General features: G+C 58.9%; 11 protein-coding genes. 6 read left to right on the plus strand and 5 right to left on the minus strand.

Annotation, left to right across the window (positions count from 1 at the left end):
* Window positions 1–53: 53 nt before the first annotated feature.
* A complete protein-coding gene (locus U6037_RS02195; RefSeq protein WP_322845648.1) occupies window positions 54–431 on the minus strand; it encodes a hypothetical protein in 378 nt (125 codons plus the stop codon).
* 209 nt (window positions 432–640) lie between these two features.
* On the opposite strand from U6037_RS02195, the gene U6037_RS02200 reads away from it, so the two are divergent.
* Window positions 641–2,578, plus strand: coding sequence for a methyl-accepting chemotaxis protein (locus U6037_RS02200; protein WP_322845649.1), 1,938 nt, complete (start codon window positions 641–643; stop codon window positions 2,576–2,578).
* Window positions 2,579–2,794: 216 nt separating this feature from the next.
* Here U6037_RS02200 and U6037_RS02205 read toward each other — a convergent pair whose 3' ends face one another.
* Entirely contained in the window at window positions 2,795–4,597 is a 1,803-nt protein-coding gene (locus U6037_RS02205; RefSeq protein WP_322845650.1) for an acyl-CoA dehydrogenase, read from the minus strand.
* A gap of 245 nt (window positions 4,598–4,842) precedes the next feature.
* Window positions 4,843–8,796 (minus strand): trifunctional transcriptional regulator/proline dehydrogenase/L-glutamate gamma-semialdehyde dehydrogenase, encoded by a 3,954-nt coding sequence (gene putA / locus U6037_RS02210; RefSeq protein ID WP_322845651.1) that lies wholly within the window; start codon window positions 8,794–8,796, stop codon window positions 4,843–4,845.
* A gap of 457 nt (window positions 8,797–9,253) precedes the next feature.
* On the opposite strand from putA, the gene putP reads away from it, so the two are divergent.
* From putP to U6037_RS02230, 4 genes are all read left to right on the plus strand, one after another.
* Window positions 9,254–10,738 (plus strand): sodium/proline symporter PutP, encoded by a 1,485-nt coding sequence (gene putP, locus U6037_RS02215; protein ID WP_322845652.1) that lies wholly within the window; start codon window positions 9,254–9,256, stop codon window positions 10,736–10,738.
* A 353-nt stretch (window positions 10,739–11,091) separates the two neighbouring features.
* On the plus strand, window positions 11,092–13,107 hold the full coding sequence (locus U6037_RS02220) for a type VI secretion system tip protein VgrG (protein ID WP_322845653.1): 2,016 nt from the start codon (window positions 11,092–11,094) through the stop codon (window positions 13,105–13,107).
* The gene (locus tag U6037_RS02225) at window positions 13,097–13,810 is read left to right on the plus strand and encodes a DUF4123 domain-containing protein (protein WP_322845654.1); all 714 of its coding nucleotides are present in this window, start codon (window positions 13,097–13,099) and stop codon (window positions 13,808–13,810) included. Before U6037_RS02220 ends, U6037_RS02225 begins: the two co-directional genes overlap by 11 nt.
* Window positions 13,811–14,146: 336 nt before the next feature.
* Window positions 14,147–14,467: a hypothetical protein gene (locus U6037_RS02230; protein ID WP_322845655.1), complete on the plus strand. Its 321-nt coding sequence runs from the start codon at window positions 14,147–14,149 to the stop codon at window positions 14,465–14,467.
* A 105-nt stretch (window positions 14,468–14,572) separates the two neighbouring features.
* Here U6037_RS02230 and U6037_RS02235 read toward each other — a convergent pair whose 3' ends face one another.
* Entirely contained in the window at window positions 14,573–14,986 is a 414-nt protein-coding gene (locus tag U6037_RS02235; protein ID WP_322845656.1) for a hypothetical protein, read from the minus strand.
* A gap of 795 nt (window positions 14,987–15,781) precedes the next feature.
* On the opposite strand from U6037_RS02235, the gene U6037_RS02240 reads away from it, so the two are divergent.
* Window positions 15,782–16,621, plus strand: coding sequence for a 23S rRNA (adenine(2030)-N(6))-methyltransferase RlmJ (locus U6037_RS02240; RefSeq protein ID WP_007915674.1), 840 nt, complete (start codon window positions 15,782–15,784; stop codon window positions 16,619–16,621).
* 129 nt (window positions 16,622–16,750) lie between these two features.
* Here U6037_RS02240 and msrA read toward each other — a convergent pair whose 3' ends face one another.
* Window positions 16,751–17,416: a peptide-methionine (S)-S-oxide reductase MsrA gene (gene msrA, locus U6037_RS02245; RefSeq protein WP_322845657.1), complete on the minus strand. Its 666-nt coding sequence runs from the start codon at window positions 17,414–17,416 to the stop codon at window positions 16,751–16,753.
* Window positions 17,417–17,508 lie beyond the last annotated feature (92 nt).

Raw genomic sequence — 17,508 nt, forward strand, 5'->3', positions numbered from 1 at the left:
CTCTTCTCAGGAGCGCTCCATTTGTGAGGAGCGCTCTAGAGCGGGATGAGCGTTCATGGTGCGCTGATTGACGTAATCCTGAAGTAATAGCGGCCATCCCGGTTCGCTACATCCTTTTCTTCCACCTTGAAAGGTTCATCGGGGAAGTCGGGATGGGTAAGAAAATCCCCCTTTTCAATGTACCGAGCCATGTCATCTTGGTTGAGTGCCGTTTCACTTCGCCACTTGGACGGAGTTGCGTCGACCTCTATTTCGATAAACCACCCGCTGACTGATTCCTCGAATGATTTTTTCAGGACGGTGGTTTGCCTGTCGTTGAATGTTTTTTTTATCGTCTGACCTACCCTGACGGATTTCAGCATTTCATCCAGAGTAGAGCCTTCAATACTTTGAGTGCCCTGAATACTTTCAATAGTGCGTTGTCTGCTCATTTCCGATTCCTCGTTTTTTTGGGTTTCGCCAACGAAGAGTACGGCTTTGATGGATTCCTTACACCTGACAACCCTGACAGTAGACACGACCGCTTTTCCGTGAATTTTATTAATCTCGAGCATGGGTTGCGGAACAATATTTAGATTTTTTGTATACATTTGGCGCGACAGTTGCAGTGTTTCTGCCTCTTATTCTTTGGGGGTGCTCCATGCAGTTGTGGCGACGCAGTATTCAATGGCAGCTGATTCTCAGTATGGGCACCGCCCTGCTGGTCAGTATCCTGATCGTGGTTGGCATTTATACCCTGGTGGTTAACCGGCTCGCCCAGAGCTATCTGGTCGAGCAAGCGCTGCCGTCAAGCATTGAAGCGACGCGCAACGATATCGAACGCATCCTCGTCCAGCCGCTGACGGCGGCCAAGGATATTGCCAGCAACACGATGGTCCGCGACTGGCTCGCTACTGGCGAAGACAGCAGCAAAACGGCGGGCTTCGCGCAGTATCTGGAAGGCATCCGCGCCGAACATAAGGCCTTTACCGCTTTGATTATCGGCACCGAATCCAATCACTACATCACCGAAAAAGGCCTGGATCGCACCCTCAGCCGTTCCAAACCGGCTGACGCGTGGTTCTATTCCTTCCTCGACAGCAATCAGCCGCGCACCCTCAATATCGACAACGACGGCGCCACCGGAGAACTGGCGCTGTTCATCGATTTGAAGGTCGAGCAGGCCGGCAAAGTGGTCGGCGTGGCCGGACTCGGGCTGAGCATGAAAGAGCTGTCGGAGTTGATCCACAATTTCAGCTTTGGTGAGCGCGGCAAGGTCTATCTGGTGCGTTCCGACGGTTTGATCCAGGTGCATCCCGAAGCGCAGTTCAGCGGCAAACGCACCTTGAGCGAGCAGATTGGCGCCAATGCGGCGCAGTCCGTCATGGGCCAAAAAACGGCGATCAGCAGCAGCTTCAAAAGGGATGGCGAAGACTTCCTCGCCTTCAGCCTGCCGTTGCGCGATTTGGGCTGGACTCTGGTGGCAGAAGTGCCGCAATCGCAGATTTACGCCGAGGCGCGCAAAGCCATGTGGATGAGTGGCGGTATCGGCCTTGCCGTGGCCCTCGTGTGCCTGGCGCTGGTGGTGTGGCTGGCACAAGGGCTGGTGCGGCCGATTCGTCAGGTAACAGCGGCGCTGGTAGCGATTGGTAGCGGCGGTGGAGATTTGACCCACAGGTTAGATTCCAGCCGCGCCGATGAGCTGGGCGACCTTGCACGTGGCTTCAACCGCTTCCTCGACAGTCAGCGCGGGATGATCGGCGAAGTGCTGACCACCAGCGAGCGTTTACGCACTGCTGTGGGGCAAGTGGCGAAAGTGGTGGAGAACACCGCAGAGCGCTCGGGTCGTCAGCAGGAAATGACTGACATGGTCGCCACTGCCGTTCACGAGATGGGCCTGACCGTGCAGGAAATCGCGCAGAACGCCGGTAATGCGGCGCTGGCCTCGCAAACCGCGCGGGATGAGGCGATGCAGGCGCGAGAAGTGGTCGGCGGCTCGATTCGGCACATTGAAAGCATGTCCGATGAGATTGGTTTAGCGGCGGGAGCGGTGGGTGAGCTGGCGCACCAAGTGGCGTCGATTGATTCGGTACTTGCGGTGATTCGCGGGGTGTCCGAGCAGACCAACCTGTTGGCGCTCAATGCCGCCATCGAGGCAGCCCGAGCCGGGGATATGGGGCGTGGCTTTGCGGTTGTTGCTGATGAAGTGCGCACTTTGGCGCGCAGGACGCAGGCCTCCACCGACGAAATCCAACAGATGATTGGCAGCCTCAAGCAAGGTGCGGAAAACGCCGTGTCGTCGATGCGCACGGGGCAAGCTGCAACCGGCACCGGGGTTGAGTCGAGCCAGCGCACCGGAGCGTCGCTGACGGCAATTACCGGGCAGGTCGAGCGCATCAGTGACATGAACCATCAGGTCGCGACGGCGACCGAAGAGCAGTCGGCGGTGACGGAAGAGATCAACCGTAACGTGCAGGGGATTTCTGATCTGGCGCGGGCGACGGCGGGGGAGGTTCGGGCCTGTCGTGAGGATTGTCAGATGCTGCAGAAACTGGCGGATGATCTGGCGCGGCAGATGGGTGGGTTCAAGCTGAGCTGAGTGCTGAGCCTGTAAAGCCCCTCACCCTAACCCTCCCGAAACGTCGGACCGCCCGTAGGGAGAGGGGACTGGCCGAGGTGTCTTGCGTCATGCGCCGATTTGAAAGACCGTGTCGATTATGGATTCGGCAAGGCCCTTTCAGGTCGGTGTATTTCTTAAATATCCCCCGGTCGGCCCCCTCTCCCTCCGGGAGAGGGCTGGGGTGAGGGTGGCGTTTCAGAACCACGCATCCTGCATCGCCAGACACGTATCATCCCGCGCCTCCAGCAACGCCAATTCATGGTGGCAACCCGGCACTTCCCACGTCAGAAAGTACCGCGCGGCCTGCAACTTGCCCTTATAGAAGTCGGCATCCGCTGCATTCCCTTTGGCCAGCCCTTCCTCGGCACGAATCGCCTGCTCCAGCCAGCGCCAGCCAATCACCGTGTGGCCGAACACCTTCAGGTACAACGCCGAATTCGCCAGGCTGCTGTTGACCTTGCCCTGTGCCAGATCGGTCAACAAACCGATGGTCACCGTTTGCAGGCGCGCCACCAGCTTCTCCAGTGGCTCACGCAGTGCGCTCAGCGATTCGTACGCTGTAGCGCGTTCAGCGGTGGTGGCTATCAACCGAATCAATTGCTTCAGACCAGCGCCAGCGTTCTGCGCCAGTTTGCGACCGAGCAAGTCCAGCGACTGAATGCCGTGGGTGCCTTCGTGAATCGGATTCAAGCGGTTGTCGCGGTAATACTGCTCCACCGGGTATTCGCGGGTGTAGCCATGACCGCCGAGAATCTGGATCGCCAGTTCGTTGGCCTTCAGGCAGAACTCCGACGGCCAGGATTTGACGATCGGCGTCAGCAAATCCAGCAACTCATGGGCCTGTTTGCGCTCGGTTTCGGACTCAAGTGTCGTGGTGTCATCAAATAACCGAGCGGCATACAAACCGAGGTCAAAGGCCCCTTCGACGTAGGACTTCTGCGTCAACAGCATGCGTCTGACATCCGCGTGCTGAATGATCGCCACCGGTGCCGTGGTCGGATCTTTGCTGTCCGGCACGCGGCCCTGCGGTCGCTCGCGGGCGTACTCCAGCGAATACAGATAACCGGCATAACCGAGCATCACCGCGCCCATGCCTACACCGATCCGCGCCTCGTTCATCATCTGGAACATATAGCTCAAACCGTGATGCGGTTTGCCCACCAGATAACCGACGCACTCGCCGTTATCGCCGAAGTTCAGCGCCGTGGAGGTGGTGCCGCGCCAGCCCATCTTGTGAAACAGACCGGCGAGTAGCACGTCGTTGCGCTGACCGAGGCTACCGTCATCGTTGACCAGAAACTTCGGCACGATGAACAGCGAAATACCTTTCACCCCCGGCGGTGCGTCCGGCAGTTTGGCCAGAACCATGTGCACGATGTTTTCCGAGAGCGGGTGATCGCCGCCGGAAATGAAGATCTTGTTGCCCTTGAGGCGATAAGTGCCGTCGGACGCCGGTTCGGCGCGCGTACGAATATCCGACAGGGACGAACCGGCATGGGGTTCGGTCAGGGCCATGGTGCCGAAGAAGCGTCCGTCGATCATCGGTTGCAGGAAGCGTTGTTTCTGCTCGTCCGTGCCAAAGCTTTCAATCAGATTCGCCGCGCCCATGGTCAAGAACGGGTAGGACGTCGACGCCGCATTGGCTGACTGGAAATGGGCGAAGCAGGCTTGCGACAGCAATGTAGGCAGTTGCATGCCGCCGGCGTCGAAACTTCTCGCAGCGTTGAGGAATCCGGCCTCAAGAAAGGCATCCACCGCCGGTTTCACTTCCGGAATCAGAATCGCCTTACCGTCTTCATAGCGCGGCTCGTTCTCGTCGCCCTTGCGGTTGTGCGGGGCGAAGTACTTCTCGGCGATGTTGCGCGCGGTGCCGATGGCAGCGTCGAAGGTTTCGCGGTTGTGCTCGGCAAAGCGCTCACGCCGGGTCAGGCCCTCGGCATCGAGGACTTCATACAGCTCAAAAGCCAGATTGCGGGAACTGAGCAGCGTCTCGGACATGGCGGCCTACCTGAAATTGGGGTTGGGCCGAGTCTAAGGCGGGGGAATAGAGGCTGGATAGGATGATTGATGAGAGTGATGCAGAGGTGAGGGCGACACTAATCAAATGTAGGAGTGAGCCTGCTCGCGATAGCGGTCTGTCAGACACATTTATTCTAACTGACAGACCGCTATCGCGAGCAGGCTCACTCCTACAGGGGTTTACATTCCAGGCGACCATTGCGGTCGCCTGGGCTTGCAGCGGTTTAGCCGATCGTCATCAAGCTGGCATTACCACCCGCCGCAGCGGTGTTAACGCTCAACGCCCGCTCGATCACCAGACGCTCCAGTGCAATATTGGTCTCGCCCTGGGACAAGCCCTGAACCCCAACAATCGCGCCGGCACGCTTGGCAATCTGCTGGCAAACGCCGCGCAACTGGTCGGAATGGCCGTGATGCAGAACCGCATCGAACACCACCTCATCCTTGTTCCAGTCAGCAACCAGCTTGATCCGCGCCTGAATCTCCTTCGGCAGGCGTGCGAACAAGGCCTTGCTGATGTCGGACTCCGGCCATACTGCCGAACCGCCTACGGCCAATACCGCGGCCAGTTGCGTCAGCAGATCACCTTCAACCTCCGCCAGGCACAGCACGTGCTCACGCGGCAGGATCGCGTAGCTGTTCTTCTCACCGGTCGGGCCGGCCAGCGTACGGGTAATGCCGCTCTGCGATTGCGCAGCGTACTGCACGCACAGAGTGCTCAGGTCGGCGTACTTGTTGCTTTCAGCCCAGGCTTTCAGCGCGTTCAACGGTTTGCTCATGGCATCGCGCAGGCGAACGTCCGGGGCGACAACAGCATCACCGCGAGCGAAGGATTGTTCGATGGCGTCGGTAGGCCGCGTCGACAGCAAGCGGTACAGGTACAGCGGGCCACCGGCTTTCGGGCCAGTACCCGACAGGCCTTCGCCACCGAATGGCTGCACGCCGACCACGGCACCGACGATGTTGCGGTTAACGTAGACGTTACCGGCGTTGACGTTGTCGATCACCTTGGCGATGGTCTCGTCGATCCGGGTGTGCACGCCCAGCGTCAGGCCGTAGCCGGAAGCGTTGATCTGGCCGATCAGTTGATCGATCTCTTTGCGCTTGTAGCGCACCACGTGCAATACCGGGCCGAAGATCTCGCGTTGCAGCTCGTCGAAGCTTTCCAGCTCAATCAGGGTCGGCATGACGAAGGTGCCGCGTTTGACTTCTTCGGTGTCGGCAATCGCCACTTGGTAGACGTTGCGACCTTTGTCGCGCATGCCCTGGATGTGCTTGTCGATGCCAGCCTTGGCTTCGGCGTCGATCACCGGGCCGATGTCCACGGACAGGCGCTCCGGGTTGCCGAGACGGCTTTCCGCCATGGCACCTTTGAGCATTTCGATGACGCGATCGGCGGAATCTTCCTGCAGGCACAGTACCCGCAGTGCCGAGCAACGCTGACCGGCGCTGTCGAAGGCCGACGAAACTACATCGATGACGACTTGTTCAGTCAGAGCCGAGGAGTCGACGATCATCGCGTTCTGGCCACCGGTTTCGGCGATCAGTGGAATCGGACGACCCTGGTTGTCGAGACGGCCAGCGATGTTGCGTTGCAGCAGGCGCGCGACTTCGGTGGAACCGGTGAACATCACGCCTTTGACGCGCTCATCGCCTACCAGACCGGCGCCAACGGTTTCACCGCGACCCGGCAGCAATTGCAGCACGCCTTCCGGGATCCCGGCTTCGAGCAGCAAGCGCACGGCCTGAGCGGCGACCAGCGGAGTTTGTTCGGCCGGTTTGGCCAATACCGGGTTACCGGCGGCCAGTGCCGCAGCGACTTGACCGCTGAAGATCGCCAGCGGGAAGTTCCACGGGCTGATGCACACCACTGGACCCAATGGGCGGTGGGCGTCGTTGCTGAAATCGTTGCGTGCCTGCACGGCGTAGTAGCGCAGGAAGTCGACGGCTTCGCGGACTTCGGCGATGGCGTTGGCGAAGGTCTTGCCGGCTTCGCGAGCCAACAGGCCCATCAGCGGCTGGATCTCGCCTTCCATCAAGTCAGCGGCACGTTCCAGAATCGCCGCACGTTCGGCCGGCGGGGTGGCCTGCCAGATCGGTGCAGCGTTCAGTGCGCATTGAATCGCGTTGTCGACGTCTTCGACGGTAGCTTCCTGAACATGACCGACTACATCGCGGTGATCCGACGGGTTCAGCACTGGTGCAGGGGTCTCGTTGCTCGATGCGCAACCGAGCATCGGCGCGGCTTTCCAGTCGGTGTGCGCAGTGGCGAGCAGGGCGCAGGACAGCGAAGCCAGACGATGTTCGTTGGCCATGTCGATGCCGCTGGAGTTGGCGCGCTCAGCACCGTACAGATCACGCGGCAGCGGAATGCGCGGGTGCGGCAGGCCGAAACCACCTTCCACGGTCGCCATCTGCTCGATCTGCGCTACCGGATCGGCTACCAGTTCCTGAATCGAAATCGACTGGTCGGCGATGCGGTTGACGAACGAGGTGTTCGCACCGTTTTCCAGCAGACGACGAACCAGATACGCCAGCAGGGTTTCGTGAGTACCGACCGGTGCGTACACGCGGCACGGTCGGTTCAGCTTGCCTTCGGAAACTTTACCGACAACCTGCTCGTAGAGCGGTTCGCCCATGCCGTGCAGGCACTGGAATTCGTACTGGCCCGGGTAATAGTTCTGACCGGCAATGTGGTAAATGGCCGACAGGGTGTGGGCGTTGTGCGTGGCGAACTGCGGGTAGATGACTTCCGGCACCGACAGCAGTTTGCGTGCGCAAGCGATGTAGGAAACGTCGGTGTACACCTTGCGGGTATAGACCGGATAGCCTTCCAGGCCTTCGACTTGGGCGCGCTTGATTTCGCTGTCCCAGTACGCGCCTTTCACCAGACGGATCATCAGGCGATGACGGCTGCGACGGGCCAGATCAATCACGTAGTCGATCACGTACGGGCAACGCTTCTGGTAAGCCTGGATGACGAAACCGATGCCGTTCCAGCCGGTCAGTTGCGGCTCGAAGCACAGGCGTTCAAGCAGATCCAGCGACAGTTCGAGGCGGTCGGCTTCTTCGGCGTCGATGTTCAGGCCGATGTCGTATTGCTTGGCCAGCAGGGTCAGCGACAGCAGGCGCGGGTACAGCTCGTCCATCACACGCTCGTACTGCGCACGGCTGTAACGCGGGTGCAGTGCCGACAGCTTGATGGAAATGCCCGGACCTTCGTAAATCCCACGACCGTGGGACGCTTTGCCGATCGAGTGAATGGCTTGTTCGTACGACGCCAGATACTTCTGCGCGTCGTGTTCGGTCAGTGCCGCTTCACCGAGCATGTCGTAGGAATAACGGAAGCCCTTGGCTTCGAACTTGCTCGCGTTGGCCAGTGCTTCGGCGATGGTTTCGCCGGTAACGAACTGTTCGCCCATCAGGCGCATGGCCATGTCGACGCCCTTGCGGATCATCGGCTCGCCGCTCTTGCCGATGATGCGGCTCAAGGACGAAGTCAGGCCAGCTTCGTTGTGGGTGGACACAAGCTTGCCGGTCAGCAGCAGGCCCCATGTGGCCGCGTTGACGAACAGCGACGGGCTGTTGCCCAAATGCGGGTGCCAGTTACCGGTGCTGATCTTGTCGCGGATCAGTGCATCGCGAGTGCCCTTGTCCGGGATACGCAGCAGCGCTTCGGCCAGGCACATCAGGGCTACGCCTTCCTGGGAAGACAGGGAAAATTCCTGCAGCAGACCCTGAACAATGCCTGCACGGCCGCCGGCACTTTTCTGGTTACGCAGTTTTTCCGCGATGGAGGCGGCGAGCTTATTGGTGGCTTCAGCCATGGCTACCGGCAGGCGAGCCTGCTCGATCAGCATCGGCACGACTTCCGGCTCAGGGCGACGGTAAGCGGCGGTGATCGAGGCGCGCAGGACAGATTGCGGCAGGATGCTTTCGGCGAATTCGAGGAAGCACTGGTGCGCGTGGTCGGTGTGGACTTCGCCCGCCTCATCGGCGTCCTTGGCGGTCAAACCGTTCAGCTCGGTCAGGGTTGCACCACCCTCGAGTTTTTCCAGGTAATTGAAAATTGCCTGCTTGATCAGCCAGTGCGGTGTGCGATCAATCGAGGTCGCGGCCGCCTTCAGGCGCTCGCGGGTCGGGTCATCGAGTTTGACCCCAAGGGTGGTGGTAGCCATATTTTTATCCTCATGGTTGCCACAGTTGCGTGGCATCAGCTGGCGGCAAGATTAGCCGTGCGCTGAAAGAGGTGCAACCGGGTGCAACCCTTTTTTTGTCGGAATAATAGGCAGCTCGTCAGGAATTATTTTCTGGTACGAAAGTGCCGCACTTGCTTGGTGCTTTTGCTTCTAGCAACGCGCCTTGACTGCGCTAAAAGGGAGCAAAAACAGCCTGTTTCTCGGAATATCCGACTAGGTGCAACTAATTCTCGCGAAACTGGTTGCACCTTTTTTACTTTGTTGCATAGCATTCGCGCCCTAGGTGCAACTGGGATAACCCGGTGCATCGGCTGGTGGCTTTCCTGGGGAAACATCAGTCCTAAATGCGCGGGATCCCGAATCGTCTGCCAAACGTCATCGTTTGCGCGCGGTTCATCACCGCTGCTACATAAAAACAAAGCCAGGGCGTAACTTAATGAGCGTAAGCAATCCAACACTGATCACGTTCGTGATCTACATCGCAGCAATGGTGCTGATCGGCTTCATGGCCTATCGCTCCACCAACAACCTTTCTGACTATATTCTCGGTGGTCGCAGCCTCGGTAGCGTCGTCACCGCGCTGTCTGCCGGCGCTTCCGACATGAGCGGCTGGTTGTTGATGGGCCTGCCGGGCGCCATTTACATGTCCGGTCTGTCCGAAAGCTGGATCGCCATCGGTCTGGTCATCGGTGCCTACCTGAACTGGCTGTTCGTTGCCGGCCGTCTGCGTGTGCAGACCGAGCACAACGGTGATGCCCTGACCCTGCCGGACTACTTCTCCAGCCGTTTCGAAGATAAAAGCGGCTTGCTGCGCATTATTTCGGCGATCGTGATTCTGGTGTTCTTCACCATTTATTGCGCTTCCGGCATCGTCGCTGGCGCCCGTCTGTTTGAAAGCACCTTCGGCATGTCCTACGAGACAGCGCTGTGGGCCGGTGCTGCGGCGACGATTGCCTACACCTTCGTCGGCGGTTTCCTCGCCGTGAGCTGGACTGACACCGTACAAGCCACGCTGATGATTTTCGCGCTGATCCTGACGCCGATCATCGTTCTGCTGGCCACCGGTGGCGTCGACACCACGTTCCTCGCCATCGAAGCCAATGATCCAAGCAACTTTGACATGCTCAAAGGCACCACCTTCATCGGCATCATCTCGCTGATGGGCTGGGGTCTGGGTTACTTCGGTCAGCCGCACATCCTCGCGCGTTTCATGGCGGCGGATTCGGTGAAATCGATCGCCAAGGCGCGTCGCATTTCCATGACCTGGATGATCCTGTGCCTGGGCGGCACCGTGGCCGTGGGCTTCTTTGGTATCGCTTATTTCTCGGCACACCCGGAAGTTGCCGGTCCCGTGACCGAGAACCACGAGCGCGTGTTCATCGAACTGGCGAAAATCCTCTTCAACCCTTGGATTGCCGGTGTACTGCTGTCGGCCATCCTGGCTGCTGTGATGAGCACCCTGAGCTGCCAGTTGCTGGTGTGCTCGAGCGCCTTGACCGAAGACTTCTACAAAACCTTCCTGCGTAAATCCGCTTCTCAGGTTGAGCTGGTCTGGGTCGGCCGCGCCATGGTGCTGTTGGTTGCACTGATCGCGATCGGCCTGGCCGCCAACCCGGAAAACCGCGTACTGGGCCTGGTGTCCTACGCCTGGGCCGGTTTCGGTGCTGCGTTCGGTCCGGTTGTGCTGATTTCGGTCATCTGGAAAGACATGACCCGCGATGGCGCACTGGCCGGTATTCTGGTCGGCGCGATCACCGTGGTGGTGTGGAAGCATTTCGAGGTGATGGGTCTGTACGAAATCATCCCGGGCTTCATCTTCGCCAGCCTGGCCATTTTCATCGTCAGCAAGCTCGGTTCGCCGACCACTGGCATGGTGCAGCGCTTCGAAGCGGCGGAAAAAGATTTCCACCTGAACAAGTGATTGTTCTGAGCTGAGGCTCATCCGAAAACGGCCCGTTTTCTACAGGAGACGGGCCGTTTTTTTGTGCCTGTGATTTCTCTGATTCACCGCGCTCCCCTGTAGGAGTGAGCCTGCTCGCGATAGCGGTGTGTCAGTCGACATCAATGCTGAATGTCAGACCGCTATCGCGAGCAGGCTCACTCCTACAAGGTTCGGTGGTGGTTTTGAGGGATTTGTCTGTAGTTGAAGGCGGCGCTTTTTGCAGGGTTTTTCGTCAATGAAAGTAGGGCAAATCTGATTTTCCCGTCACCCATTCATCACCCCTTGCCCCTCATGCAGAATCGCCCGCCCTTCATTCTGCAGAGAGACATCGGATGTTCGCGCCTGCCAATCAACCGCGTTTCACGTTGACCCTCGAAGGCGCCCGGCATGACCTCAAAGTCCTTGAGTTCACGGGCAAGGAAGCCATCAGCCAACCCTTTCGTTTCGAGCTGGAACTGGTCAGTGAACGGGCGGATCTGGATCTCGAGAGCCTGCTGCACTGTCAGGCGTTTCTGCGTTTTGATGCTCAGGGTTCCGGCGTTCACGGTCAGATTTATCAGGTCGGGCAGGGCGATTCCGGGAAACGTCTGACGCGCTATCACCTGAGCCTCGTCCCGCGTCTGACGTATCTGGGGCACCGCATCAATCAGCGGATTTTCCAGCATCAGAGCGTGCCGCAAATTATTGCGCAGGTGCTTAAGGATCACGCGATCCTTCGTGATGCGTTCGAGTTTCGGTTAGGCAGCGAATACCCGATTCGTGAGTATTGCGTGCAGTACGCCGAAAGCGATCTGGCGTTCATCCAGCGCCTGTGTGCCGAAGTCGGTATTCATTACCACTTTCAACACAGCCCCGACGCGCACGTACTGGTGTTCGGTGATGACCAGACGGTGTTTCCCAAACTGGCCACGCCGACCCTTTATCTGCCGGGCAGTGGCATGTCTGCCGGCGCCCCGGCGATTCAGCGTTTCAATGTTCGCGTGGAAACCCGCACCAGCGTGGTCACCCGGCGCGACTACAACTTTGAAAAACCACGCCTGCACCTGCAAAGTCGTGTCGACGGCGAGCAACGCCCGGTGCTGGAGGACTATCACTTCCCTGGCCAATTCAATGATCGGGAAACCGGCAAGCATCTCGCCCAGCGGGCACTTGAGCGGCATGTCGCCGATTACCGTCAGGCCGAGGGCATCAGCGACGAATCTGCATTGGTTTGCGGACATTTCCTGCAACTGATCGAGCATCCGCGCCACGACTGGAATGACCTGTGGCTGCTGACCGCCGTTGAGCATCATGGTCGTCAGCCGCAAGTGCTGGAGGAATCGGTGACCAGTGATGGGGAAGCATTCCAGGGTTACCGTAATACCTTTCTCGCCACGCCGTGGGACGTGTTCTTCCGCCCGACGCTGGGGCCGGAAAAACCGCGCATGCTCGGCTATCAACCGGCGGTCGTGACCGGGCCGAAAGACACCGAAATCCATTGCGACGAGTATGGCCGGGTCAAGGTGCAACTGGCCTGGGATCGCGACGGTGAATTGAATGAGCATTCCAGTTGCTGGCTGCGCGTTGCTACTAATTGGGCTCACGACCGTTACGGCAGCGTGCTGATTCCGCGAGTCGGCATGGAAGTGCTGGTCGGCTTCATTGATGCCGACGCCGACAAACCCTTGGTCGTGGGCTGCCTGCCCAACGCCGCGACGCCGATTCCGCTGGATTTGCCGGCGGACAAGACCCGCAGCATTTTCCGCAGTCAGAGTAGCCCCGGCGGTGGCGGCTACAACGAACTGCGCATCGAGGATAAGAAAGGCGCTGAGGAAATCTATCTGCGCGCCCAGCGTAACTGGACGCAGCATGTGTTGCACGATCAACAGGTGCAGGTTGATAACCAGCGCAGCATCGTCGTCACCGGCACCGCGCGGCATGAGTTGAAGGCTGATGAACAGCGCATCACCCACGGCCAGCGCCAGACCGAAGTGAAGCAGGACGACCATCTGAGCGTGATCGGCGACCGGCATATTCGCGTGAGCAATCAGGCGATCAGCGCCAGTGGGCAGTTCCACGTCAGCGCCGGTCAGCAAGTGGTCATCGACGGTGGCGCGAGTGCGACGATTCAGGCCGGCGGGCAGTGGATCAACATCGGCCCGGGCGGGATTTTCAGCAGCGTGCCGATTGTCGTGGGCGGCGCGCCGATGGCGGCGATGAGTGCCGCGCCGGTTGTACCGGGATTGCCGGAGAAACTCGCCGCCGCGCCGGCTGCCATGCTGACGGCTGCACAAATCATGAGCTTCAAGGGTGACGCGCCATTCTGCGAAGAGTGCGAGCGTTGCAAGGACGGTCTCTGTGCAGCCTGATTTTCTTTTGCCTGCCGATTGGTTGGCGGGGGCGCCGTTGAAAGCGTCCGAGCAATTGTTCGCGGTGTTCAGTAATGCCAGTGCGGCGAAACCGCTTGAGGCCTGGCCAGACATGGCGAGTCCGATCTGGGCCGAGACGATCTATGCCGAGTGGGAGGCAGTGATGCCTTACGTGGGAATGGTCGCCACCGACAGTGAGTTTCTGCATTGGGTCGCCACTACCGAGTCGCGGGATTGGGGTTGGCTGGCGGTGTCTTCGGCGAGCCTTGAAGAGGTGGTGGCGCATTTTCGCAGCCTCACCCAAGTGCTGATGCCGGGCGGCAAAACGGTGTTTTTTCGTTTTTGGGACGGGCGGTTTCTGTTGCCGATTCTTCAGGCCGATGAGGTGGATGCGGCACAACTGTTTCCGCTGATCGGGCGTTGTTTGATCAATGGTCAGTCGTTGGGAATTGGTGGTAGGGCGCAGGTATCAGGGCGGTCCTTTCCGTGGTGGCAGGTGCCGGAATCGGTGCTGGCGCAGCAGGGTCAGGACGTGCAAACAGCCAATGCGTTGCAGTGGTTGAGCGAAGAACATCCGACACTTTTCGAGGCCTTTCCCGAACTGGTTTTGAGTTGCAAGGTGAGGCAGTTTTTTCAGGTTTCACTGTCGGAAGAATCGTCGCAATCGGCGTTGCTGGCGTTTTTGCTGGCAGAGTCAGGGTGAGTTTTCGGGGCGAAGGTCTCGGACGATTCCTTCGAGTTGCGGCGGTTTTCATGAACTGGTGGGCGGTGGGTTGCAGGGATAGTCTTTTCGTTGTCACTGCGAGAGCGGTGGCAGGGCGTAGGACCCCTGTGAAATTCACCGCGCACCAGCGCTGTCGTTTGATTGCGGCACTTAATACGTGTCCGTAGCATCGTTTGCGGCAGCTGTGCGCGGGAACGCTTCGGCGTGACTGAGTTTGGTGGGTTTCTCAGTTTCCTACTCTCGCGTACGGCTGCCACCTATACCCGTAGGAAGGTCACTTGGCAGCCTCTCTAAACCTATTGAGGTAAAACTGATATGACTATGCTTAAACCCGATCCACCCTACGAAAAAATCGTCCCCCATCCCGACAACCGCTTCATGGCACTTACCGGCAATTGCAGCGACATGCCGACCCTGTTCATCGACACCCACGTGCCCCTCGACATCCTTATGGATGCCGCCAACCATCGCCTGCGCGCCGTGATCCAGGTGCTGGAAAACATGTGCATGCGCGGCTCGGTCGAATGCGACTCCGTCATCCTCAGCGACTTCGCCCAGCTCTGCGTGATCCCCTTGCGCGACGGCTGTGATGTGCTTGATGTCATCGGCAAGCGCCTGCGCAGCATGCCTGCCTGAAAAAGATCAAAGGATCGCAGCCTGCGGTAGCTCAAAGGAACTGGCGTTCATCCTGTAGGTGCTGCCGAAGGCTGCGCTCTTTTGACGTTGGTGGATATCAGCACGTTAGTCGGAAATGTACGCGTCCTGAGTGTTTATAAAGCGGTTGAACGCCTCGGAGTTGTAGACCTTCAGGCACGCGATAAACACTACTTTTTCATTCGAGTATTTGCTGTTTGAAGGTGTCTGCTCGTAAGCCGTTAATACGTAGTTTCGGGTTTCTTTATAAGGATCGTGCAGCACTTGCAGTGTGTCTTCATTTTGCAGGATGGAATGCATGCCTTTACCCATCAACGAATAGGCATTGGCGGACAGTGCGATGTCTTTTTCCAGCGCGGAGCGTTCCTTGAATGGCTCTAGGATGCAGTGGCTCAGACCGTAGTTTTTTAGTGACTGGCGTGCCTGTGCAATGTGGGTTTCGTCGGCAAGGGCGAGGCATGGGCCAAGCAGGCTGAGTAAGCAGATGATCAGGTATCGCATGAGTTTTTGACTTCCTGTCGCTTGTGTTTTGCCAGTGTAATGCCATAAAAGCAAAGCCCCTCACCCTAGCCCTCTCCCAGAGGGAGAGGGGACCGACCGAGTTGTCTGGGTGATGTACGCCGACCTGCGACTTCAGTGGTGAACTTCGCTTGGTCAAGCCTGGATGGTGGTGTTCTTTTGGGGGACTGATCGAGTTGTCTGGGTGATGTACGCCGACCTGCGACTTCAGCGGTGAACTTCGCTTGGTCAAGCCTGGATGGTGGTGTTCTTTTGGGAGACTGACCGAGTTGTCTGGGTGATGTACGCCGACCTGCGACTTCAGCGGTGAACTTCGCTTGGTCAAGCCTGGATGGTGGTGTTCTTTTGGGGGACTGACCGAGTTGTCTGGGTGATGTACGCCGACTTGCGACTTCAGTGGTGAGCTTGGCTTGGCTAAGCCTGGATGGTGGTGTTCTCTCGGGAGCCTGACCGAGTTGTCTGGGTGATGTACGCCGACTTGCGACTTCAGTGGTGAACTTGGCTTGGCCAAGCCTGGATGGTGGTGTTCTTTCGGGGGACTGACCGAGCTGTCTGGGTGATGTGCGCCGACTTGCGACTTCAGTGGGGATCTTCGCTTGGCCAAGCCTGAGATCACGCTGATCTTTCAGGTCGATGTCACTCGCAAGATCACCACCGTCAGTCCCCTCTCCCTCGGGGAGAGGGCTAGGGTGAGGGCAGGCATTTGTCCGCTCAGCCGCCAACCCCTGACTTGCCGCGCGGTAAAAGGTAAACTTTGCGCCCTTCGCAGGAGCAGCCATGAATTATCGTCACGCCTTCCATGCCGGCAATCACGCCGATGTGTTCAAACACCTGACCTTGACCCGCCTCATCGCCCTGATGTCGCGCAAGGAGCAGCCGTTTGCCTATCTCGACACGCACGCCGGCATCGGTCTGTATGACTTGCAGGGCGATCAGGCCAACCGTACCGGTGAGTACCTGGAAGGCATCGCGCGCTTGTGGGATCAGCCGGATCTGCCGGCGCTGACCGCCGACTACATGAAGGTGCTGCACGAGATGAACCCGGACGGTCAGTTGCGCTACTACCCGGGTTCGCCGGAGCTGGCGCGGCGTCTGACCCGGCCGCAGGATCGGGTGATGCTCAATGAGAAGCACCCGGAAGACGGCGTGCTGTTGAAAGACAACATGGCCGGCGATCGTCGGGTCAAGGTTCATCTCGGCGAAGGCTGGCACGTCGCGCGGGCGATGTTGCCGGTTCAGGAAAAACGCGCGGTGATGTTGATTGACCCGCCGTTCGAGCAACTCGACGAGATGCAGCGTTGCGCGGCGTCGTTGAAAGAGGCGATTGGCCGCATGCGCCAAACCGTGGCGGCGATCTGGTATCCGGTGAAGGATCAGCGCGCGTTGCGTCGGTTCTATCAGGATCTGGCCGGGACCGGTGCGCCGAAGTTGCTGCGGGTTGAGTTGCTGGTGCATCCGCTGGATACGCCGAACAGCCTGAACGGTTCGGGCATGGCGATTGCCAATCCGCCGTGGGGGCTGGAGGAAGAATTGCGTGAGCTGCTGCCGTGGTTGTCGAAGAAGCTTGGGCAGACCCAGGGCGGGTGGCAGATGGATTGGCTGATTGCCGAGAGCTGATCAACGGCAAGATCAAAAGATCGCAGCCAGCGGCAGCTCCTACACGGTTCGGCGGCGTCCACCAATGTGCGGACGATCACTGATCTCCTGTAGGAGCTGCCGCAGGCTGCGATCTTTTGCTTTCAGGATTTAATTGCCTGCCAGACTCGGTGGCATGCACACGCCGGTGCCGCCAATCCCGCAGTAACCCTCAGGATTCTTCGCCAGATACTGCTGGTGATATGCCTCGGCGAAGTACACGGTCGGCGCCTGTTCGATTTCGGTGCTGATTTCCCCCAGACCCGCTTTCGACAGCTCGGCCTGATAGGTCGCTTTGCTTTTCAGCGCCGCATTCAGATGCTCAGGCGAAGTCGCGTAGATCACCGAGCGGTACTGCGTGCCGATGTCGTTACCTTGGCGCATGCCCTGCGTCGGGTTGTGCAGTTCCCAGAACATCGCGAGCAGCTCTTCGTAGCTGACTTTGGCCTTGTCATACACCACCAGCACCACTTCGGCGTGACCGGTCAGGCCCGAGCAGACTTCTTCGTAGGTCGGGTTCGGTGTGAAGCCGCCGGCATAACCGACGACGGTGCTGACCACGCCTTCACGCTGCCAGAAACGACGCTCGGCGCCCCAGAAGCAACCCAGACCGAAAATCGCAAAGTCGACGTCCTGGAAAAACGGGCCAAGCAGCGGGGTTTCTTCGAAAACGAAGTGCTTTTCAGGCAGGGTCATCGCGGTTTCGCGGCCGGGCAGAGCTTGTTCTTTAGTCGGGAGCACGTTTTTGTTCACCAGAATTTCCGAGCGCAGAACCATGATCGTTCCTCTCAGTCAGGTTGGATGTAAAAAGTCAGACCGCCAGTGTGCCCAATGATGCCGGAATTCGCACTATTCAAATGTGGGGGGCG

This window comes from Pseudomonas sp. B33.4, from assembly GCF_034555375.1.
Taxonomy (GTDB): Bacteria; Pseudomonadota; Gammaproteobacteria; order Pseudomonadales; family Pseudomonadaceae; genus Aquipseudomonas.